Genomic DNA, 20,525 nt, shown 5'->3' on the forward strand with positions numbered 1-20,525 from the left:
ATCTCGCTCATCATTCATAAGTACTCATACGTTTCCCTCAGCTCCGGGCATTTATGCAAAATAAAGCCTGTCCGCAATGATTGCGGACAGGCCGATTATCCGTATATTTACGTTACTGCTTATCTTATTGCGCTTTACCGTACGAACCTGCCTTGAACGTTGTAGGATCATACCATTTGTATCCGGCAGCCGGTACAGCCCATGGCTCCGTTTGCGGCTCGGTGGATGAAGCTGGAGCTTCAATCGCAAGCAGACTGGTCGGTGTATCCAATGTCAGTCCAGACACCTGAGCCAGACTCGTATAGCTTTCTTTTACAGCAAGCCATTTCACGGTATTCACAAGGAATACACCATCGTTCACTTCCTTGAAGCCGTTGTACGTTGTTTTGGCAGCGCCTGTTTCTTCACGAAGATATTTGGGAGTGGCATCTTCAACAGGTGAGGAGTCACCAATAAATGCCGCTTTACCTGCTCCTACCTTGGCAATCGCTGCGTAGGCTCCTTCAGCCCGTCCGCCGCCATTGTATACGCCCTGATCGACCGCGTTGCCCCATTTGGAGACACCGCTAGGCACATATACCAGGCCTTTAGCTTTGTTTGGATCAATAATGGCAAGGGTAGAACCTGCATGCATGGCTACAGCGCTCACTCCGGTTGTAATGCCGAACGACTGCGAAGGTGCAACGATATCCGTTGCATTCACGTCACCCAGTGCATTGTAGCGGAAGCGAATGCCGAAGTTGGATGCCAACCAGTCGGAGCTGGTCACGCCTTGCATGGCTGGAGATTCGGCTTCTGCCGACGACATGCCTTTGGCCGGATTCAGGAATGCACCACGGCGATAGCCGTTGAACACTTCGGAGGAATCCCAACGGTTTTTGTTCCGGTCTGCATTATAATGATCGGCAATGAAGAAGACACTGCCACCATTCTGCACATACTGCAGCAGTGCTGCCTGCTCAGTAGCTTTGAACGGCACGTTCGCTTCGCCGATAACGAAGACATCATAATCTTTCAATTTATTAAAGGTGATGGCTTGCTCACCGAAGGTATACGGGATGCTGCGTTCCAGCTGATCCACGGTAAAGCCTGCGTTTCGCAAACCATTCGCAAAGTCCGAAAATGCCCCGTCAATAACCCAGTCCGCAGCTCCAGCTGTCTGAGCATGCGCGTTGTCGAACAATACTTTCTTCCCTGTACCATCCGGCAGCGTTGTGCCTGGATCAGGATTAGGATTCGTTGTTCCAGAGGAGAGCGCGATTGAGGTCGGATTCTTCAACCCGGCATAGCTGTTATACGCACCCAGTGTTCCGGTTACGATTACCTTCTGCCCTACAAGATTCGGGTTGGAGGCCAGTCCATATTGCGAACGGTACGACGCTGGAATTTGCACGTCGAGCAGCTTCGCGTTAGTCTTCTCTGTCGCTGAATCTGCAATCAGGAAGTTGAAATCATTGGCGTATGGAGATGTAAATTTGGCTGTAAGCGATCCGGTAGCATGTCCAACAATATATCCTTCCACCGTTGCTGTTGCTCCGCCACTCTGGGCAGCGATGGCTTGCGATACCGTAATTGGTGCTGCTGCCGCCTGAACAGGACCTTGCGAACCAGGTTGAAGCAGTGCTGTTGCCATCATAATAAAGATCAGGAATGCTCCGATCCAATGCTGCCATACCGCTTTCTTCATACTTGCCTTCTCCTCCTCATAATTACCTGATAATGGGTTATCCACCTTTAATTTAATCGTTCATATGCTGAATTCCTCTTTCTTTTTGTAAAATCTTTGAAAAAACTTTTGGAAATCATGACCATTGCCCATACTGATTAACAAAAGTACGCCAAAGGAGATTTCGTATAATGAAGCTTCTATTCCTTCTGCTTCTGCTGATTGTTCCGCTTATTATGGCTTTTGTTGCGCTTCGATCCCGGACGGTGACCCGTATTTTTCACGTACTTGCCCTGCTCTGCTTTTATAGTGCGGCCACTGTCATTGCTGGCGATGTGTACGCTACAAATGCCCATATGACAACATTCACCACGGAAATCCATCATTTTCTGTTGAATGGATGGTTTCTTTATCCGTCCGCATACCTAGGTGTGTACATTCCATATTTGCTGTGGATGAGCCTTTTTTCGAAAAAAAATTGAGGAAATTCAAGCTTGGCATTGCATTTTGCCAACGTTCATTGCATAATGATAATATAACTGTGATAATGATTATCATTCTTGAGCTTGTCTCAACTCTTCTGCCTACTGTACATGACTTAACGATTTTATAGATAAAGGGGAACGAACATCGAATGAACACAACTCTGCAAAAAACGGATCTGCAGCTCGACGATTATTTGGATCTTCTGAACCTGGCAACCAATCTGGGTGATACCAAATGGCAAAAGGAAATTATTCGTAAGCTGGCTTACACTTATCCCGCAGTCGAATGTAAACAACCACAATAGCATTTCTACATTTACATAGCTCATAACCCCTCCTTTACACGGATCGGTTATTGGGCTATTTTTGTTTTACTAGGAGGGGACAGCGATGCAATTGGAAACCGAACGACTTATCATCCGGGATATTCTGGAGACTGACTGGGAAAGCATACATAGCTATACATCCATGACAGAGGTTACTCAGCATACGGCATGGGGACCGCATACGGAAGAAGATACGCGGGCTTATGTGGAGTTTGTACTAAATTTACAGCAAACAGAACCACGAGAGGGCTTCGAACTGGCGATATGCTTGAAAAATGAGGGCATCCTAATCGGCGGTGTTGGCCTTCACATCGAAAAGACGAACGCAGAGATCGGTTATGTCCTCAATCCCGTTTATCAGGGGAAAGGGTATGCTGCCGAAGCAGCCCGAGCCATACTTGGCTTTGGCTTCAATACACTTGGCATACACCGGATATATGCGAAATGCCGCCCGAACAACAAGGCTTCAGAGAACGTTATGCAGAAGATTGGCATGCAGCGTGAAGGTCTGATGCGGGAGCATTGGTTCTACAAAGGGAAATATCATGATTCGTGTCTATATTCGATTCTAGTAAAGGAATATGCGGGCGCGAATGTTGGACGCTAATCTTGCATGATTTCTTCTAATATTTTTTTACCTGTAAAGTCTATCATCATTCCTTGAGAAGGTTCTTTTTTAGTAATCCATTTTTTTAATTGAGCAACATAATTATCTATAAGAGAATTTGAGAAAAAAGAATAATTGGATAGCAATACAACTCCTACACGGAGTTCCTTGTTGAAAGCTAGATAACTATTAAAACCAGCTGAACCCCCGTTATGCCAAAGGATGCCTTTATCTAGAAGTTGATCCTCACCCCAGCCAAAATAACGGTTTGAATCCCCGATCCATATAGGGAGATGACTTTTTTGTAGAGTAGCGGCTATCGGACTATCATCATTTAGATTGGCTTGGACAAATAAACTCAAATCCCTAACCGATGACTTAATACCCCCAGCACCTTCATGTATAGCAAGATCCCAATGAGGGACTCTTTTCCCAGTTGAAGCATGTCCATTCAAAAACCTGCCATTCTGTTCTGAATCAAGCATAACAGCTGTCTCATTCATCCTTAATGGGCTTGTGATATATTTTTTTAACAAGTCGTCATACGTACTTCCTGACACCTTACATAATATGTATCCTAATAAACCCACACCTATATTGGAATATGCAAACGAACCCATGCTATCCGTGTAATCAGCATTCGATAAAAAAGCAGTTAAATCCTGCTGGGTATACATTGAATAAGGATTCGATCTTTTTTTTGCCAAATTGTGGTTGGTTGCCAATATCGGTAATCCAGAGGTATGAGTAGCAAGGCTTCTCAAGGTAATCTTATTCAAATAATCGTTTTCAACGTTTTGCATGAACTTACCAACCACGTCATCCGAGGAAAGCAGTTTTTCTTTTTCCATTTCTAATAAAAGTATGGATGTAAAAACTTTGGTTATGGAGCCGATTTCAAACATCATATGTTCATGAGGGATCAAACTTTTCTTTTTATTATTATTAAATGAGAAGTATTCAATATCTCCCTCCCTAACAACCCCGATAACAAGCTGTAAATGTTTCTTATCTTTTGTGTAATCTGAAACATAACTTTGTAAATCCATCATAGTAAAATTTACTCCTTTTTTATGATTCTTTCATTACTCGAATGCTGGAATTACGTTGATCAATCTATTTTCGGCAACCAAACTATGTATTCGTTTCCAATTCCTGATTTTCCTGCCCCGTTAGCTGAACAAGATTACTTTATTAATGGTAACCACGCCAAAAAAGCTGAACCGAGTAAATCGGACATCAGCTTTTTTCATCTCTCCGTAACGACCCCAATCGCCATCGAAAGTACAACCTTATTCAACTTGTTTCCATTACAATCGGCACAGCTCTACTGGGCAGCTTGGAAATGTGGGACATCCGCACATGCAGCGCAAGGCTGCCAGGTCCCGAATCATCAACTTTCCATCCATGGTGTCCAACGTCCCCTGTTCTTTCCAGGCTCCCAACATACGTGTTACACTCTCCCGCGTTGCACCAATCATCTCCGACAACTCGGTATGATTCAGCTTCATGTCGAGCACGATGCCATCAGGCGTAACTCTGCCATACGAGTTGCTGGCACGAATCAGCGTCGATGCAAGCGCACCTGCCTTGCCATAGAGCAGCAGGTCCCGGAAACGCGATTGGGTGATGCGCTGAGCGAGCGCCATCCATTGCAGGAATTTCAAGGCAAGATCGCCATGTTTGCTAAGCACACTTTCCAAGTCACTGAGCGATACGATCCCCAGCTCTCCTTTGCCTGTCATCTCTGCACTGTAGCTATGAGTCAATCCGCCGATACCGCCAAACTCTCCAATCAGATCCCCAGTTTGCTGAATCGATAAAATGATTTCTTTCCCATCCTCAGTCGACTTGGTCAGCTTCACTCTTCCCGAGCGAATGTAGTACAGGTATCCGGCTTCATCGCCTTCCAGAAAGAGACTATACCCCGACTTTACCCGTTTTGGCTGCATCTTCGCTTCGATCAAGCCCCATTGTTCAGCTGTCACGAACGAAAGGATTCCACCTTTCTCCCGTGTCATCTTGCTCGCCTCCGTCTGTTCATGTTGTGTCGCCTGGGTTGTTCTTTCTTTAAATACCGTACCCATTCCCATCGTCCCCCTCGGTGTTTCCTTATGTATCCATCATACCGCGAATTTAGCGTGGGGGTTATCGGGGGATTACCTGAACCTCACCGGGAAACTCCCTGAATTTGCTGTGAGATAAATCACACTAATGAGGCACCTTTACGACTCCACAATCGAAAAAAACCTTGCCCTACATGGCCTGGATGCCGGTCCATACACAGGATCAGCAAATTACAGAATGGAAATAGGGGTTTTCCCTGAATTACATTACGGAAGAAAGGGGCTACAATAGAAGCAGTGGCGAAATACCCTTATTTTAAGATGTTCCCTGACTACAGGTTAACGATATTGATAATGATTACACCGTAACGTACGGTATGATTCCAAAAAAGGAAGTGTCCTCTCATGCATGATGAACTGCCATCCGGCATTCAGGAGATGATCGACGGCCTGCGCCTGAATACCTCCAGCGATTTTTGCGGACTGGCCTGCCTGTCCGGGACGATGCTGCGCTGGAAGTATACATCCGGCGCCAGCAACGAACGGGTAAAACGCATGGAGATGCGTCCCGGACAAGACCTGGTTGGCACAGCGCTTCGGACTGGACGCACTGCTCTATCTGATGCACAATCCACCGGGGAGCATACACCCGGTCGTTGCCCATTAATGCTTGCGGAGCGGTTGGTCTGTGCCATAGCAGTCCCTGTATTCCAGCAAGGAACCGTACCTGGTGCTGTGCTGCTCGTTGGCAGCAGACTGCCTTGCGCGTTCTCCCCGGAGATCGTCCGTCAGACCGAACAGGTCGCTATACAGTTGCAGCCAAAAGTATTTGGATAAATACAGCTGTCAGTAATACGCTAAGAAGTCTTATTATTTCCTTATGGGAGAAGTAGGCGGATAGAGAATCGAAGCTATTCAGAGGTTAACCTCTGAATGGCTTTCTTTTTTTGGTATGATAAAGAAAGAACCGTGGAACCGGACAGGAGGAAAATGATGTGATTCAATTATTAGTGGTCGACGATCATGTAGTTGTACGCTCCGGGCTGATTGCCCTGCTCGAAGGAAAGAATGATATACATATTGTTGGAGATGCGGCCGATGGTGATGAAGCTATTGCCAAGGCACAAGAACTGAAGCCGGATGTGGTCTTGATGGATTTCAGCATGCCTCCAGGCAAAGATGGTCTGACCGCTACCGCTGAATTGAAGAAATTGATGCCGGATATCTCCATTCTGATACTGACCATGCATGACGATGAAGAATATCTGTTCCGCGCCATCCACGCCGGAGCCTCCGGATATATTCTCAAAAGTGCCCCACATGAAGAATTGCTCGCCGCTATTCGTTCCGTAGCAGAGGGTAGCGCCTATCTCTACCCAAGTGCAACCAAGCGGCTGATGAGTGAATATCTGGACAAAGCGAAGCAGGAGAACGCGGGACCGTATGACACGTTATCCGAACGGGAGAAAGAGATTTTATCCTGGATTGCCAAAGGTTATGCCAACAAGGAAATCGCTGAACTTCTGGTGATCAGTGTCAAAACGGTCGAATCCCACAAAAGCAATCTGATGGAGAAGCTCGGTCTTCGAACCAGACCGGAACTGGTGAAGTTTGCGATGAAAAAGGGGTTGCTGAACTTTGAGTAGCACACGTGAAAACAGACTTAGCGGTTTTGCCGATCAGCCTGTGCGTCAATTATTGGAGGAAATCGACAGTCACATTACAGATACGGAATTCCGCAGCAGATTGAAAGGTTCTCTGCATCAGCTCAGTGATCTGAAGTTTGCCCTGGATGAATCGTCCATTGTAGCCCTCACAGACCGCAAAGGAAAGATCCAGTATGTGAACGATAAATTTTGCGAAATCTCACAATATGATCGGGAAGAATTGATCGGTCAGGATCATCGGATCATTAATTCGGGTTATCACGGTAAAAATTTTATGAAGAACCTGTGGGAAACCATATCTTCCGGACGAGTGTGGAACGGAGAAATCCGCAACCGTGCCCAGGATGGCAGCCATTATTGGGTGAATACAACTATCGTGCCTTTTCTCGATAATGATGGTGAGCCCTATCAATATTTGGCCGTACGTAGTGAGGTCACCAAGCTGAAGCGGGTCGAAGCCGAGCTACAGACGATGATGACCCAAGTCATGAATATTCAGGAAGAAGAACGACGTCGCATCTCCCGCGAGCTGCATGACGGCATTGGACAGAGTCTCTTCTCTCTCGTCATTCAGATGGATCGACTGCTTGCGGATCAGCCCCAATCTGGTGTGGAAGCACTGCGGAAACAGGTCACGGGTATTATGGAGGACGTACGCGGTATGGCATGGGAGCTGAGACCGTCTGTACTGGATGACCTCGGCGTCGTTCCGGCCATTCGCACGTATATCGAGAACTATACCCGGCACTACGGAATTGAAGTGGAATTGGAATGCAATCTGCGAAAAAGGCTGGAGATGAACCGGGAGATCGCGATGTATCGTATTATCCAGGAGGCTTTAACCAATGTGGCCAAATACGCCGATGTGTCAGAAGCTCATGTGACGGTGAAAGATTCGGAAGAGGGCACTCTTGTGAAAATTGAGGACAGAGGCGCAGGGTTCAACGGTACGACAGCTGGCAACGGCGTTGGTCTGTTTAGCATGGAAGAGCGAGCCCGCGGAGCCGGAGGTACACTAACGATATCTTCGGAGCCTGGGGAAGGAACTGTAGTTACCCTTTGCCTACCCAAAACCGTTCATTAACTCGATCCAACCTGCACTTTATATAGAAGACTGTTTACGGATGAGCTCCGTGAACAGTCTCTTTTTCGCTTTATGATTACATACCGCTCCCCTTTCATCATCTTCCGATTGGTAAAAATGACAAAATGAAAGCTCTGAATCGGATAAATTCAATATTTACAATAAATATATTGACTCCAATTACGATTCGTCATTAAAATATGAATGCTACATACACATTGTACGTAGATCCTATTATAATTTTTTATTCTATATAGTTAAAAAAAGGATGGTCAATCATGTCAGAGAAACGCTCCTCCAAAGGGGGAGAAATCCCGCAACTGCACAATCTGGATGCAATCGATCGTAAAATCATTGCCGCTCTTCATCAAAATAGCCGGATATCCTACACCGATCTGGGTGCACATATCGGTTTGTCCCGTGTGGCCGTTCAGGCCCGCATTAATGCTTTATCCGAAAAGGGAATCATTGAACGCTTCACCGTGGTCATCAATCCGGGCAAAGTTGGACTTCAGGTCTCTGCCTTTTTCAATGTCGATGTAGAACCGCAATTTCTGGATGAAGTAGCCGCGAAATTGGACGAAGAACCCGCAGTAACCAGCCTCTATCATATGACAGGCCCGAGTACCCTGCACATGCATGGTATTTTTGCAGATATGGAAGAGATGGAGCAGTTTCTGCTGGAGAAGCTCTACAAGATGCCGGGCATCGTCAAGGTAGAGTCACAGCTGTTGTTAAAACGATATAAAAGCCGAATGGGCATGAGACTCTAGGAGGAAATCAGCATGAGTTGGAAAGATTACAACGGTCTCGTCATAGGGATGGTACGAACCGGAATTTTGGGATATGGCGGTGGCCCTTCGGTTATTCCGCTGATCCGTTATGAAGCCGTTACCCGCTATAAGTGGGTAAGCGATGATGAATTCGGCGAGATTTTGGCCATTGCCAACGCCCTGCCGGGTCCCATTGCCACCAAGATGGCCGCATATCTCGGGTATAAAACGAAGGGCGTGCTGGGCGCCATTGTGTCGGTTCTGGCCCACATTTTGCCGACGAGCATCGCTATCATTGCGCTTCTTGGTTCCATGTACGCGCTGCGCGAATCAAAAATCGTAGCAGGCATGGTGGCAGCTGTTCGCCCGGTTATTTTTGTCATGCTCGGCATGATGGCTTACGAATTCGCCAAGAAAGCATGGAAGGGACTCGGCACAACCTTTGCCGCCCTGTTCGGTGTTCTTGCATTTGTACTGCTGCAGCTGCTCGATATTCACCCCGGTATTGTCATTGCCGTCTTCCTCGGATATGGTGTCTTTCATCTGGATGTGGTCCAGCGTTTCAAATCCAAGGGCAACAGTTCCGACAAGGGGGTGTCCTAAGCGATGCTTCAGACATGGTGGGAATTGTTTTGGGGATTTTTTGTAGCCAATATATTGGGATACGGGGGCGGACCTGCCTCCATTCCGTTAATGCAGGAAGAAGTGGTCAATCACTATAAGTGGATGACCACGGAACAATTCGGGGATGTACTCGCCATCGGCAATGCACTTCCCGGTCCGATCGCGACCAAAATCGCCGCATTTGTCGGTTATCAGGTGGCTGGCTGGTTTGGTGCATTTATCGCCAGTTTTGCCACCGTTGTGCCTTCGGCTGTTGCGTTAATTTTGCTGCTCCGCCTGCTGAACAAGCATCGTACTTCGCCAAAGGTGAAAGGTATGACCTTGCTCGTACAGCCAGTTATCGCTGTGCTCATGATCTTGCTTACATGGGAATTCGGTCAGGTATCCACCAATTCTATCGGCATTTGGCAGACGCTGATCATTGCAGGTATCTCGCTCTGGGTCATGACCAAGACCAAGCTGCATCCAGCCATTCTGATTGTCATTGCTTTTGCATACGGTGCGCTGGTTCTGTCTCATACGATGTAATTCATTCATAAACATACTAAAGGAACGTTCTGGAACAAAGGATGCACTTTCATTGTGAGGTGCATACAAAGGTTCCGGGATGTTCCTTTTTCTTATTTCCTTTTTTAAGCGGCACCATCGCATTTCAATGTCGTTTACTATAAAAAAATGGTGATAACAGCATTTAAGCTGTCATCACCATATAGGGGATTGCTTGTTTTACCTTCGTACTTGATACAGTTATTATTTTGCCTCAACAACTACTGCCACTTTGGTTTTCACACCTGCATAAGTCACCGTAATGGTTGCTTTACCTTTACCATTAGCCTGAATGACGCCATCCTTCACCGATGCTGTCGCAATACGGGATGATTTCCAAAGCGCTGGTTTGGATACGTTCGCTTCGCTGCCATCCGCATACGTTGCTGTAGCAACCAGGGTCACCTTGTCACCTGGCTTCATGGTCAGGGTGACCTTATCGGTTTGCAAATATTTCAGTGTATCCACTTCGACTGCAACCGTTACCGTCTTGCTGCCGTACTTCGCTGTAATTTTTGCTTTACCTGAACCTGTTGCTTTTACTTTACCTTTAGTTACCTGTGCTACTTTGTAGCTGTTGGTTTTCCATTCCGCTTTGTCCGTGACATCACGCTCACTGCCATCGCTCAGATATGCAGTAACTGTAAGATCAGCGGAATCACCGGTTTTCAGGGAAAGAGCCGGTTCGGATGCTTCAATACGTGAAATAACGTCCACTTCAACCTGAATGGTCACTTTGTTGGAACCATATTCAGCCGTGATATTGGCTTTACCGCTGCTGTTCGCAGTGATAACCCCTTTTTTCACGTCGGCTACGCGGGAATTGCTTGATTTCCAAGTTGCATCGGAGGACACGTCCTTAGACAAGCCATCTTCATCCGTTGCTGTGAGTACAATTTGCTGTGTTTCCTTGGAGGACAACACCACAAAATTCACATCTGCCTCCAGCCCGCTAGCCATACCTACTTCAACAGGCAGCGTCAACGTTTTGCCTTCAATCTTGGCTGTGATGGTTACTTTACCTGTTGCAATACCCGTCACGACACCTTTGCTGTCCACTTCAGCGAGTTTTTCACTGCTGCTGCTCCAATCCGCATCTTCGGACACGTCTTTGGATGTATCACCGTATACGGCCAATACTTTCACAGACAATGTGCCACCAACGGCTACAGAACCTTTTTTCTTGTCCATTTCATACTTGTCTGGAACATCTACATTTACGGTGAATTTAACGGTTTTGCCGCCGTATGCCGCAGTGATGGTCGCTGTTCCTGATTTATAGGCGATCAAGTCGCCGCCAGATACATATACAACATCCGCATTGCTGGATGTCCAAGTTGCTTTGGAAGTTACGTTCTCTGTACTTGCATCAATATATTCTGCATTGGCTACCAGTTTCTTGGTTTTGTTATCCCCTGTAACGCTCATAGCCAATTTATCTTCGACACCCGCAATATCCAGATATCTTGCCGTATCCACGTCAACCGTGATTTCCACCGTTTTGCCGCTATACGTTGCCTTGATTGTCGTAGAACCCGCACCAATTGCTGTAACCTGTCCCTTGAATACCGTCGCAACCTTCTCGTTGCTGGATGTCCATGTTGCCTGATCCGTTACATTTACATCAGCACTATTCGGGTAAGAGGCAGTCAATACGACATTTGCTGTTTTATTGGACTCACTCAAACGGAAGAAAATGCTCTGTTTCTCCACACTCAGTTTGCTTGTCAAATCCACATCCACATCGACCGATACGGATTTTGTTCCGTATTTGGCAGTAATTTTGGCAGAACCCGCCGAATAACCTGTGATTTCACCTTTTAATACGTCTGCTACTTTTTCATTGCTTGACGTCCACTCGGCCAGATCCGTTACATCTTTGGTTGTGCCATCTGGGTAGGTGGCTGTCAGTTTTACAGTTTCACTTTTGTTCAACAGCAGATTGACCTGCTTCTTGTCCACATCTACACGTTTAACAACCTCAACGTTAACCTCCACAGTCACACTTTGACTGCCCACTTTACCTGTGATAACGGCTGTACCGGCGCTTTGTCCAGTAACTTTACCATTCACAACCGTTGCCACTTTCTCATCATCGGATGACCACTCAGCAACTTTGGATGCTTCTGCATTCGTCGTGTTATCACTGTAGGTTGCCGTCAAAATAATGTCTTTGCTATCTCCTGTGCGCAAGTCCAGCGACTGCACGTTTTTGGAAAGGGCTTTGACCTTTTTGGTTACATTCACCTGAACCGTCTGACTCTGACTCTGATACGATGTTGTAATGGTCGCCGTACCTTCCTTTTTGGCAGTAATGGCACCATTATATACAGTCGCTATCGAAGTATCACTGCTACTCCAGGATGAACTAATTGTCACGTTAGCCGATGTATTATCGCTATATACTCCTGTCACCGTAACCGAACTGGAATCACCCACTTCGAGCGACAGCTCATTTTTGGAAACTACAATTTTGGACAGTTCTTTATCTGCCGCAGCGGCCAAGCCTACGTTGGAAATACTCAGCAGCAATACCAGCATCATCACCATGTACTTGGTCAATCTTGGCTTTAACATCATTTCCCCCCGATTCTTATCATTTTGTTCCTTAAGGTTTAATGTCGGCAAGTTCTTTCCAGATGTTTAGACTTTCAGGGAATTTTAAGGGGAATTCGCGGGAATTCATCCTTCCGACCTATCGAATTCCAAAGGATTCATACCCGCAAATATTACGCATAACCTATGTATAGTTACTGAAATTTGGACTTTATTTCATAGGATCGGGGGAGAAACATGAGTCAGTCTTTTGATTACAAAGGATATTGGGAACAAACGTATAGCTCAGGTGAAACATCGGGAAGAGGTTCTTATGGTGTACTGGCTGAATTCAAGGCAGAGGTAGTAAACGGACTGATTCAGCGTGAGGGTATCTCCAGCGTCATTGAATTTGGTTGCGGGGATGGAAATCAACTGCAGTATATGAATTATGAGACGTATCTGGGTGTCGATGTGGCAGGTTCGTCGGTACGACTCTGCGTCTCCAAGTTTGCCAGCGATACCTCCAAGAGCTTCATGTTATACACGCCAGGTCTGTGGATTAACCGCGGTTTCCTTCAAGCGGATCTTACCGTCTGTCTGGATGCACTCTACCACATTACGAATGAAACGGATTTCCGCAACACCCTTTACGACATCCTGCACGCTTCGTCAGAGTGGGTCGTGCTGTACACTCGATTGAAAGAAAACGGGAATCCAGGGGTTAGCACCATTCAGGACCGAAATATTTTTGATTATCTGTTCGACTATCCCGAGTTTAAAGTGCAGGAGATTATTCCTCAACGATATCCTGATCAGTCCTCGGCCGACTTTGTCATCTTAAGACGCACACCTGAAATCAAAAATCAAAAATAAATCTGTGTGATCTAACATGTGAACCGGAGCCATTGAATCTCTACCAGGTCATTTCTAATAGAAACAAAGAATTAGCCCGGTGGCCTATCTATAAGATCCCTTCCATTACAGCTTCTACTTAGGTGTGCTCCGCCTCCAAGACAGAAATACCTTTTCCCCTGGGAGGCAGGCACACTCGAGCAGTTGTATGGCGGGACACATATTCATCCCCTCACGCATACTCGCTGCTCGACATGTGATGTTCTTAAATTTTGTTTTTCTAAAATAAACCCGGACGGCCACGCAGCTTCGCCAGCGCCTCCATATAGTAATAATCGCCGTATATAATCGGCACATTCAAGCCACGACCCTCCGGATAATGCACGGTTCCCTGCATGATCAGACCTTCTTCCGCTGCTGTCTCACCAGAGCTGTAGTTCTCATGCAGCCCGTGAAGGATACGCTCTGCCGCGGCTCTGTATTCCTCACCGCGCGGCGACAGCTTCGCCAGCTCCAACAGACCGCTTGCGGCAATCGCCGAAGCGGACGAGTCCCACGCCACCTGATGCTCGGCAGGTGCGCGGAAATCCCACAGCGGCACGATGTCTTCGCCAAGCATGGCGAGGAAGAAATCGGCCGCTTGCTCCGCTGTCTCCAGATAGCGGGCTTCGCCCGTATACCGGAAAGACAGCGCAAACCCGTGCAGCGCCCAGGCGGTGCCCCGCGCCCAGGCGGAACCTGGAGCATGGCCCTGCCCACCATGCTCCTGCACCTTCTGCCCCGTGAGTGGATCGAACTCCACCACGTGGCAGATGGACCCGTCAGCGCGGACGAACTCGCGCGCCACGGTGTCCGCATGCGCTTCCGCCAGCCAGCGGAAGCGCGGGTCGCCGCTCTGCTCGGATGCCCAGTAGAGCAGCGGCAGGTTCATCATGCTGTCAATGATGGCTACGCCGCTAGTATCCATCATTGACGAGCTGAAGTTCCAGGCGCGGATATATTGACCGCGCACGTTGAAGCGGGCAGCGAGCAGATTGGCGGCGAGCATTCCCCGCCGCCGACCGTCCGCGCTGCCTGTCTGGCGGTAGTTGGCTACGCCACTAAGCAGCCAGATGAACCCCAGATCGTGATCCACCGATTCGGGATCACGCAGACAACCCTCCAATTGCCGCTCACAGCTTTCGGCATAACAGTATAATGGAGCGACAGCTTCGCTCTCTGGCGACTCGCCATAGACAAGCCATAACAGCCCCGGCCAGAAGCCGGCGGTCCACCATTCAGGATCATTCCGGTCATACATGCCCTGCGGGGCGGTGTGCGGAAATGTATCCTTGATGCGCTGCGCATTGCGAATCGTTTTGGCCGCTCCTTGACGCCATGCTTCCTTCAGCCATGTCACGGATGTGGATGTATTCATACAGTTATCCCTCCTCTAATCAATTCCCAATCTGATCGTAAACGTAATACTTCGCCCGCTGATTACTTCCATCCGTGCTTCCTTCAGCAATCCGTTGCGGGACGCCATCGGCTGTTCTTTGAGATGAATGGTAGCTCCTTCGTCCAACACGGTTGATTCCACATAAGCTCCACGATACTCGCTGCGCACAGCCTGACTGGAAAGTGTAATGACAGCCTGTTCACGGCCATCACTGAACATTAATGGAATGAGTGCTCCGACAACCTCAAGTTCACCTTCGAATTCATATGTCACGGTCAGCAAATCCGTCTGCTGTACATAACGGGTGCGCAGTGAATCGATCCCGGTTAACGGGCCGAGCCATGTCACTGTAAACGCATTGACCTGATCCTGACGTTTTCCGTCATCTCCCTCTGGAGAGCCTGAATTATCTTTCACCTCTTGCTCTACCGTTTCAAGCAAAATCGAACCCCCACCATCAGCAGGATTAATCCCGGCATCCCGGTCATAGTCAACACCTGACGGGATGCCCCTGGCAAGACTGTGCCATTTCCCATCTGCCGTTTTCCAGGCAGGACAGTAGCTCAGCGGACCAACTTTCCCTTCAGCAAACTCCGTGAAACCGGATTGCACATGTCCAGCAGCGGAGGGCCCGATCAGCCCCGGTAATCCCGCCTGTTGTATCCGCGCAAGACCGGGAACCGTGTATGGATCATTCATGGCCGTATGCAGGATCATTTGTTGACCTGGTACAGAGGCAATGATCGTTTCAAACCATCCATCGGCCTGCAACACCCTGCTGCCTACCTCGGAAGGAAGGAGTATGCCCGTTACATCTTCACCAGGATTGCTGAGACAGGCATGGGCCAGTGCCGCTGCCGTCCACAGGTTGTAGGCGGTATGATTCGTATAGATTTCGTATCCGTGGCGTACCTCGGGCGGGTACTCGTTGCGAACAATTTTCAGACGCCCATCATCCATCTTCCAGCGCTCCACAGATTCGAAGCACCGATTGGCAGCTCGGGTGAACGCTCCTGCCATCACCCGATCTCCAGCCTGTAAGGCCTGAGTTGCATGAACAGAACATACGTAGGCTGCTGCCGCTTCATTCCATTGATGTTGGGAGCTGCGTCCACGCGGAGGAATCTCTCCCAGCGGCGACAATGTAAGCAGCGTACTGAATGCACCATGACGTAATTGTTCCTTCAGCTCACCAGCACATGAACCGTCATATCCCGCTTCAAGCATGACATCCAGATGATAGCGCGTCGCAATATCATAGGAAAATGGACAATTTGGTCGGTCCAGCGGTCCGTCCTGATACAGTCCAAGCGCCGTAAATCGTGGCAGATGATACTGATCCAGATAACGATCCATCCACGCCGTATCATCACTGGCAAGCTGCTCTCTCCAGCGCAGATACTCCCCAGAGATCATAATCGCGTTCCAGTTGATCATGCGATTTGGATTGTTCATTTTGCTCATTGTAAAGACATAATCTTCTTCAGGCTGGATCTTCTTAAGGGCATCTGCCCAGACTTTTGCCTGCTCAGGCATATACGGCTTCAACAGGATGTATGCTCTCATCATCAACACGGGGAAAAAGTCCGGGTGATGATCCGGCGCACATCCCTTCACGACAACATCGATGCTGTGTGACAGGGCCAATGCCGCTGAAGGAAGCAGATCCGTTAGGCCCGCTTGAACAAGAACCGATGCAGCCATTGCATAAGCTGGCGTGGAATAATATCGCTCCGCCTTCGAAAATGGATCAATAATGGCGCCTTCACTGTCCTGGTAAGGTGTATAAGCCCGAACAACACTCTCCACAAGGGACAATTTGCGAGCCTGATTCCAACCATCTGAAGGAGCAGGCCCCGCCTGTTCCGCTAGTGTACGGTAATCTTCGAGTGCATCTCTCCATGGATATGTTGATGCGGACGTATACTTACTCACGTATGCTCACCTCCATCTTTCACTTGGGTCCAACCGTGAACTTCAGCTCACACACCGTTTCCAGCGGATTAACTTCATCACTTCCACTTCTTACTTTTCGGTTATCAGGCTGGTCTCGCCATTCAAGGGAGGTCCGATAGAATGTAACTGGCATATTATCATGATCCACTGTATTAATGATCTCTATATCAGCCTGCCATTGGATTGCATCATACGTCATCCCTACCGTCGCATGTTCACCCTGCCATTGAATCTTTCCCTCATGTACCCTTTCAGGTACCTTTCTGCTCATAAACCGCTCCGTCACACTCGGCCGTTGCTGTTCTCCCACCGAAAATAACGTGCTTGATGAAGACGCCGCTCTGTTTTTCCATTGAAATCGATCTTTCAGACGCAGTTCTGCTACGGTCCCGATATCTTTAGCAGAACCGCTCCAATGCAACTGACGTGTATAGCAGGCGAGTGAAGCCGCTTCAGGATAAGCTGCTGTCAGTTCCAAACAGGCATCCAGTGTACAGTCATCGTCCGAAACCTTCGCCTCAAGAACCAGTGCTTGCGCCTGACGTCCCGAGCTTTGCTCCTTCCCTTCTATGCGAGGAACGTTATGCCCGGACGAGCTAATGTGGAACAACTGCTCTCTGCCCGGAGCAAAATAAGCTTGTGTGTACAGCCCCGCTCCCGGATCACAAAGAATGTTTTCGCCACCACAATGGAGTATAAATTGCCCAAGATCATTATGGTTATGGGGTTCATCGTTATGCCCGGCCTTGACGGAAAAAGCAGTAGTGAGAGGTTCATCTCTGGTAACATCTGCGCTCGCAGATTCAATCACTCCTTTCGCAATCATCCAGCCCAAATCATCCAAAATGATCCCTCGTTCCGCTGGAACAGCCCCCGCTTCTTGAAGGACCATTGCCGAACTGCTCCACAGCACGTTGCGCAGCAGGTGACCCCAACGATGACAGGGATCATCAGTAAACAAAGGGATATGAAACGGCAAATCCACCTTTATAGCGAAACGGGATGCCAGAAGTGAAAGCAAGCCCGAAGGAATCTCTTGCTGCTCCGCACTATCCGAATAATTCACGAAGGTCCCTCCCGACAGATGAACCCGCAGTGGGAAGGCTGCGATCGCCGCTATTTTCGGACCATTCAGCAAATCCATCTCACCTTCACTGTATTCGCGCAGCATGTCGGCATAATAGACGAAATAGCCGAACCCATATACCCAGTAACCAATGCCTTCTGCACAACCACCATCCATGCCATATCCACTCAGAAATGCCTGCATGGATCGAATCGTCTGAACAACCGATTCTGTCAGAACTGCTTCTTCCTCCAGCAGTAATAGTCCAGCCATGCCACAGCATCCGCTGCATACAGCAGACCAGTTATGATCTGCACCTTGCCAGTGATAGGCACGTTTCTCCCGATAGAGCGGAGTGAAAATGCGTCGCTCGGCCTCAGCCCTAATCCGTTGGATGATGCGTGTATCCAGTCGATCCGCGTGAATCGTCACGATTTCGGCCAGCATATGTACCGTCTCCGCGGCAAACAGATCAATATTGCCGTTGACCTGTTCCACTCCCCCCGTACCCAAATGTGCAGGCAAACACCATGTATACTCGCCACATACATCCCACAACATATCTTCCAATGTCTCTATCCATCCCGCGCCATTTGAATCCACAGCGAGCAGCGCTATTGCCGCAAGACGTCCCCTGCGTTCAAAGTACGCATCCTCATACAACTTTCGTTCCCCTATGTCCCCAAACTTCCGATAAAGACCAAATGATAGCGAAGGCAAGCTTTCGTTCAGGGCACGTTCCCCATACGCTTTCAGATCGATATAAAAAGAAGCCAGCTCCGGTTGGAGTAACGCCTGTTCGATGCTATCCGTAGAGCAGACTGAAGCTCGTATTGGTGCAGGCTGGATATGCTGATCCCCCTGTCCCCCGCTCGTTATCCGATGTACCACCCGTTGAATGACCGAAGTATCCGGCATCGGGATGGAACTTTCCTTACTTTGATTGGTGTTTTCCATTGAATTCACCCTAATCTATATGGAATACAAAACCTTCATTATATGTAACCGATTTCATTTTACCGGATAATGCTTTACATTTGAAGAGTTATCCATCATATCCAACCAAATTAACCACAGAATCCCTATTTCGAGATATGAAAAAAAGAAGAACCCGACCGGGTTCCTCGTTACATCAAGCTTTTTAGTGCGTACTTGATAATCCAATTCAATCCAATGTCTATTAACCAATCGCAAGCGGAGAATTCTGTACAACAGACAACCATTGACGCGCGATAAGCTCATGACCGGCTGCCGTTGGATGCACACCATCCCACAACCAGTAGGTAGCGTCAGCCTTTTCAGTGGCCTGATTAAACACATCCTGCAATGGAACCAGCACAGCACCGAATTCTGTGGCAAGTTCAGCAACAAGGCGCTGATACTGCCCGATACGCTCCTGCCAAGTGTCCCAACGCTCCACTGTAGCTCCGGTTTTAAGAATAAACGGTTCCATTAAAACCAGCCCAGTATTCGGCATCACTTCGCGTGTTTCCTCCAGCAAATGACGATATGCACGTCCAAGACGATCCGTCACTCCACTGGGTTCGCCATTCACGGTACGCCATGCATCATTAACGCCGATGAGAATGCTGATCAGATCCGGCTTCAGACTAAAGGTATCCTCGTTCCAGCGTGCATACAGATCGGAAGCACGATCCCCGCTAATTCCTCTGTTATAGAACGTCGGCTGCTTGGCGGCCAGTTCCACGCCCAGTTTGCTTGAGATCAGATACGCATAGCCATGCCCGAGAAAATGATTCGGATCATCATTGCGCGATCTTCCCCCGTCTGTAATGGAGTCTCCCTGAAAAAGTATAACGGATGAATGTGTACTCATGATCAATAACCGTTCCTTCCTGTATGTAAAATGAAAACCTCAACCCTTCAGTCTCCATTTTATCCCTTTCGGACGCAATAGAAAATAGCGTTTTCAGAACGGTACTTTTCAGCCTTTCGGGTCTTTCGCCACATATCCTCCACCCTGATATTTCGTCTCGTCTTGCTTATCCGGCGTTCCCTTGCGTTTAGCTTCGTCCCACAACTCTGCCGCATCATCCTCCGGGCGGTACCCAATCATCTGCTCCAGATATCCAATATCATAATAATTGTCCGTATTCGCTGAAGTGCCATATAAATTAACATATTTCATGCTCGAATCCGCCTCAATGCAGCACTCGGCAAGCTGCACCATATCTCTGGGCGAGATCCAGATGTGTGCCGAACGCTCAGAATGCGGATACGCATCGCCCGAGAAATTGCCAATTCGAATGTTGAATGACGATAGGCCATGCTTATCCACGTAATATCGTCCCAGCAGTTCGATATAACATTTGCTAAGTCCATAGAAACTGTCTGGCCGATATGGATCATGCACTTCAATATCCTCTCCTGTTGGATAGAACCCTGTCGCATGATTTGAACTTGCAAAAATAACCCGCTGTATACCGTTCAACCTTGCAGCTTCATACACATGGTATGCCCCTGTTACGTTGATCGGCAGAACTTTGCCCAGAAAATCCTCTTCGTCCTTGGCCCAAGCAATGTGAAGCACTGTCTGAATACCCTGCATGAGCTCGTTCAGTCGTTCTCCATCTGTCACATCCATTGCTACAATGCCTGATTGAGGATCATCATGAAGGTCGGCAGCCACGATATCATACTTGCCCTTTTCCCTCAGTCCCTCCAGCAAACTGCGACCAACGACTCCCGCCGCTCCCGTAATCAATAGTCTGTGCTTCGTTTTACTCATGGATCTAACTCCCTTCGCCCTATTTGCTATGATCTTATAGGACATTATTAACCGTAAGGGCGAAGGATTTACCTGCTCCAAT

General features: G+C 48.1%; 19 protein-coding genes. 10 read left to right on the forward strand and 9 right to left on the reverse strand.

The window, feature by feature from the left end; all coding sequences use genetic code 11:
• Positions 1-124: 124 nt before the first annotated feature.
• Positions 125-1,636, reverse strand: a complete 1,512-nt coding sequence (locus Q0V21_RS30065; RefSeq protein WP_301882122.1) for a DUF6359 domain-containing protein — start codon at positions 1,634-1,636, stop codon at positions 125-127.
• Positions 1,637-1,857: 221 nt separating this feature from the next.
• Between Q0V21_RS30065 and Q0V21_RS30070 the strand changes: the two genes are divergently transcribed.
• The 3 genes from Q0V21_RS30070 to Q0V21_RS30080 all read left to right on the forward strand — a co-directional run bounded on the left by Q0V21_RS30070 (position 1,858) and on the right by Q0V21_RS30080 (position 3,084).
• Positions 1,858-2,148 (forward strand): hypothetical protein, encoded by a 291-nt coding sequence (locus tag Q0V21_RS30070; protein WP_079348592.1) that lies wholly within the window; start codon positions 1,858-1,860, stop codon positions 2,146-2,148.
• A 152-nt stretch (positions 2,149-2,300) separates the two neighbouring features.
• Entirely contained in the window at positions 2,301-2,456 is a 156-nt protein-coding gene (locus Q0V21_RS30075) for a hypothetical protein (protein ID WP_179132754.1), read from the forward strand.
• An 85-nt stretch (positions 2,457-2,541) separates the two neighbouring features.
• On the forward strand, positions 2,542-3,084 hold the full coding sequence (locus Q0V21_RS30080) for a GNAT family N-acetyltransferase (protein ID WP_301882057.1): 543 nt from the start codon (positions 2,542-2,544) through the stop codon (positions 3,082-3,084).
• Here Q0V21_RS30080 and Q0V21_RS30085 read toward each other — a convergent pair.
• Together Q0V21_RS30085 and Q0V21_RS30090 are read right to left on the reverse strand one after the other, a co-directional pair.
• Entirely contained in the window at positions 3,081-4,136 is a 1,056-nt protein-coding gene (locus Q0V21_RS30085; RefSeq protein ID WP_301882059.1) for a serine hydrolase domain-containing protein, read from the reverse strand. The genes Q0V21_RS30080 and Q0V21_RS30085 overlap by 4 nt on opposite strands.
• 258 nt (positions 4,137-4,394) lie before the next feature.
• Positions 4,395-5,171, reverse strand: a complete 777-nt coding sequence (locus tag Q0V21_RS30090) for a Crp/Fnr family transcriptional regulator (protein WP_301882061.1) — start codon at positions 5,169-5,171, stop codon at positions 4,395-4,397.
• Between the two features lie 384 nt (positions 5,172-5,555).
• On the opposite strand from Q0V21_RS30090, the gene Q0V21_RS30095 reads away from it, so the two are divergent.
• The 6 genes from Q0V21_RS30095 (at position 5,556) to chrA (ending at position 9,826) form a co-directional block, all read left to right on the forward strand.
• The gene (locus Q0V21_RS30095) at positions 5,556-5,987 is read left to right on the forward strand and encodes a GAF domain-containing protein (RefSeq protein ID WP_301882063.1); all 432 of its coding nucleotides are present in this window, start codon (positions 5,556-5,558) and stop codon (positions 5,985-5,987) included.
• A 158-nt stretch (positions 5,988-6,145) separates the two neighbouring features.
• A complete protein-coding gene (locus Q0V21_RS30100; RefSeq protein ID WP_079348584.1) occupies positions 6,146-6,796 on the forward strand; it encodes a response regulator in 651 nt (216 codons plus the stop codon).
• Positions 6,789-7,901: a PAS domain-containing sensor histidine kinase gene (locus Q0V21_RS30105; RefSeq protein ID WP_024632332.1), complete on the forward strand. Its 1,113-nt coding sequence runs from the start codon at positions 6,789-6,791 to the stop codon at positions 7,899-7,901. Before Q0V21_RS30100 ends, Q0V21_RS30105 begins: the two co-directional genes overlap by 8 nt.
• A 278-nt stretch (positions 7,902-8,179) precedes the next feature.
• The gene (chrS, locus tag Q0V21_RS30110) at positions 8,180-8,674 is read left to right on the forward strand and encodes a chromate efflux transcriptional regulator ChrS (protein ID WP_301882066.1); all 495 of its coding nucleotides are present in this window, start codon (positions 8,180-8,182) and stop codon (positions 8,672-8,674) included.
• A 12-nt stretch (positions 8,675-8,686) separates the two neighbouring features.
• Positions 8,687-9,277 carry a chromate efflux transporter ChrB gene (gene chrB / locus Q0V21_RS30115; protein ID WP_301882067.1) on the forward strand — a complete coding sequence of 197 codons (591 nt, stop codon included), beginning with the start codon at positions 8,687-8,689 and terminating at the stop codon, positions 9,275-9,277.
• Between the two features lie 3 nt (positions 9,278-9,280).
• Positions 9,281-9,826: a chromate efflux transporter ChrA gene (gene chrA / locus Q0V21_RS30120; protein ID WP_053780063.1), complete on the forward strand. Its 546-nt coding sequence runs from the start codon at positions 9,281-9,283 to the stop codon at positions 9,824-9,826.
• Between the two features lie 222 nt (positions 9,827-10,048).
• Here chrA and Q0V21_RS30125 read toward each other — a convergent pair whose 3' ends face one another.
• Positions 10,049-12,424: an Ig-like domain-containing protein gene (locus Q0V21_RS30125; RefSeq protein ID WP_301882072.1), complete on the reverse strand. Its 2,376-nt coding sequence runs from the start codon at positions 12,422-12,424 to the stop codon at positions 10,049-10,051.
• 213 nt (positions 12,425-12,637) lie between these two features.
• On the opposite strand from Q0V21_RS30125, the gene Q0V21_RS30130 reads away from it, so the two are divergent.
• Positions 12,638-13,255, forward strand: coding sequence for a class I SAM-dependent methyltransferase (locus Q0V21_RS30130; protein WP_301882073.1), 618 nt, complete (start codon positions 12,638-12,640; stop codon positions 13,253-13,255).
• Positions 13,256-13,514: 259 nt separating this feature from the next.
• On the opposite strand, the gene Q0V21_RS30135 is transcribed toward Q0V21_RS30130, so the two are convergent.
• The 5 genes from Q0V21_RS30135 to Q0V21_RS30155 form a co-directional block, all read right to left on the reverse strand.
• A complete protein-coding gene (locus tag Q0V21_RS30135; protein ID WP_301882074.1) occupies positions 13,515-14,651 on the reverse strand; it encodes a glycoside hydrolase family 88 protein in 1,137 nt (378 codons plus the stop codon).
• A 15-nt stretch (positions 14,652-14,666) separates the two neighbouring features.
• A complete protein-coding gene (locus tag Q0V21_RS30140) occupies positions 14,667-16,607 on the reverse strand; it encodes a glycosyl hydrolase (RefSeq protein WP_301882075.1) in 1,941 nt (646 codons plus the stop codon).
• Between the two features lie 19 nt (positions 16,608-16,626).
• Positions 16,627-18,651, reverse strand: coding sequence for a heparinase II/III domain-containing protein (locus Q0V21_RS30145; protein ID WP_301882076.1), 2,025 nt, complete (start codon positions 18,649-18,651; stop codon positions 16,627-16,629).
• 223 nt (positions 18,652-18,874) lie between these two features.
• Entirely contained in the window at positions 18,875-19,531 is a 657-nt protein-coding gene (locus Q0V21_RS30150) for an SGNH/GDSL hydrolase family protein (RefSeq protein ID WP_301882077.1), read from the reverse strand.
• 108 nt (positions 19,532-19,639) lie between these two features.
• A complete protein-coding gene (locus tag Q0V21_RS30155) occupies positions 19,640-20,443 on the reverse strand; it encodes an NAD-dependent epimerase/dehydratase family protein (RefSeq protein WP_079348569.1) in 804 nt (267 codons plus the stop codon).
• Positions 20,444-20,525 lie beyond the last annotated feature (82 nt).

The sequence above is a fragment of the Paenibacillus sp. 11B genome, assembly GCF_030487755.1.
In the GTDB taxonomy this organism is placed as follows: Bacteria; Bacillota; Bacilli; order Paenibacillales; family Paenibacillaceae; genus Paenibacillus; species Paenibacillus vandeheii.

Coding starts and splice junctions, on each gene's coding strand:
- Q0V21_RS30065 (WP_301882122.1), bottom strand. CDS start 1,636: ATGATGGCAACAGCACTGCTTCAACCTGGTTCGCAAGGTCCTGTTCAG.
- Q0V21_RS30070 (WP_079348592.1), top strand. CDS start 1,858: ATGAAGCTTCTATTCCTTCTGCTTCTGCTGATTGTTCCGCTTATTATG.
- Q0V21_RS30075 (WP_179132754.1), top strand. CDS start 2,301: ATGAACACAACTCTGCAAAAAACGGATCTGCAGCTCGACGATTATTTG.
- Q0V21_RS30080 (WP_301882057.1), top strand. CDS start 2,542: ATGCAATTGGAAACCGAACGACTTATCATCCGGGATATTCTGGAGACT.
- Q0V21_RS30085 (WP_301882059.1), bottom strand. CDS start 4,136: ATGATGGATTTACAAAGTTATGTTTCAGATTACACAAAAGATAAGAAA.
- Q0V21_RS30090 (WP_301882061.1), bottom strand. CDS start 5,171: ATGGGTACGGTATTTAAAGAAAGAACAACCCAGGCGACACAACATGAA.
- Q0V21_RS30095 (WP_301882063.1), top strand. CDS start 5,556: ATGCATGATGAACTGCCATCCGGCATTCAGGAGATGATCGACGGCCTG.
- chrS (WP_301882066.1), top strand. CDS start 8,180: ATGTCAGAGAAACGCTCCTCCAAAGGGGGAGAAATCCCGCAACTGCAC.
- chrB (WP_301882067.1), top strand. CDS start 8,687: ATGAGTTGGAAAGATTACAACGGTCTCGTCATAGGGATGGTACGAACC.
- chrA (WP_053780063.1), top strand. CDS start 9,281: ATGCTTCAGACATGGTGGGAATTGTTTTGGGGATTTTTTGTAGCCAAT.
- Q0V21_RS30125 (WP_301882072.1), bottom strand. CDS start 12,424: ATGATGTTAAAGCCAAGATTGACCAAGTACATGGTGATGATGCTGGTA.
- Q0V21_RS30130 (WP_301882073.1), top strand. CDS start 12,638: ATGAGTCAGTCTTTTGATTACAAAGGATATTGGGAACAAACGTATAGC.
- Q0V21_RS30135 (WP_301882074.1), bottom strand. CDS start 14,651: ATGAATACATCCACATCCGTGACATGGCTGAAGGAAGCATGGCGTCAA.
- Q0V21_RS30145 (WP_301882076.1), bottom strand. CDS start 18,651: ATGGAAAACACCAATCAAAGTAAGGAAAGTTCCATCCCGATGCCGGAT.
- Q0V21_RS30150 (WP_301882077.1), bottom strand. CDS start 19,531: ATGAGTACACATTCATCCGTTATACTTTTTCAGGGAGACTCCATTACA.
- Q0V21_RS30155 (WP_079348569.1), bottom strand. CDS start 20,443: ATGAGTAAAACGAAGCACAGACTATTGATTACGGGAGCGGCGGGAGTC.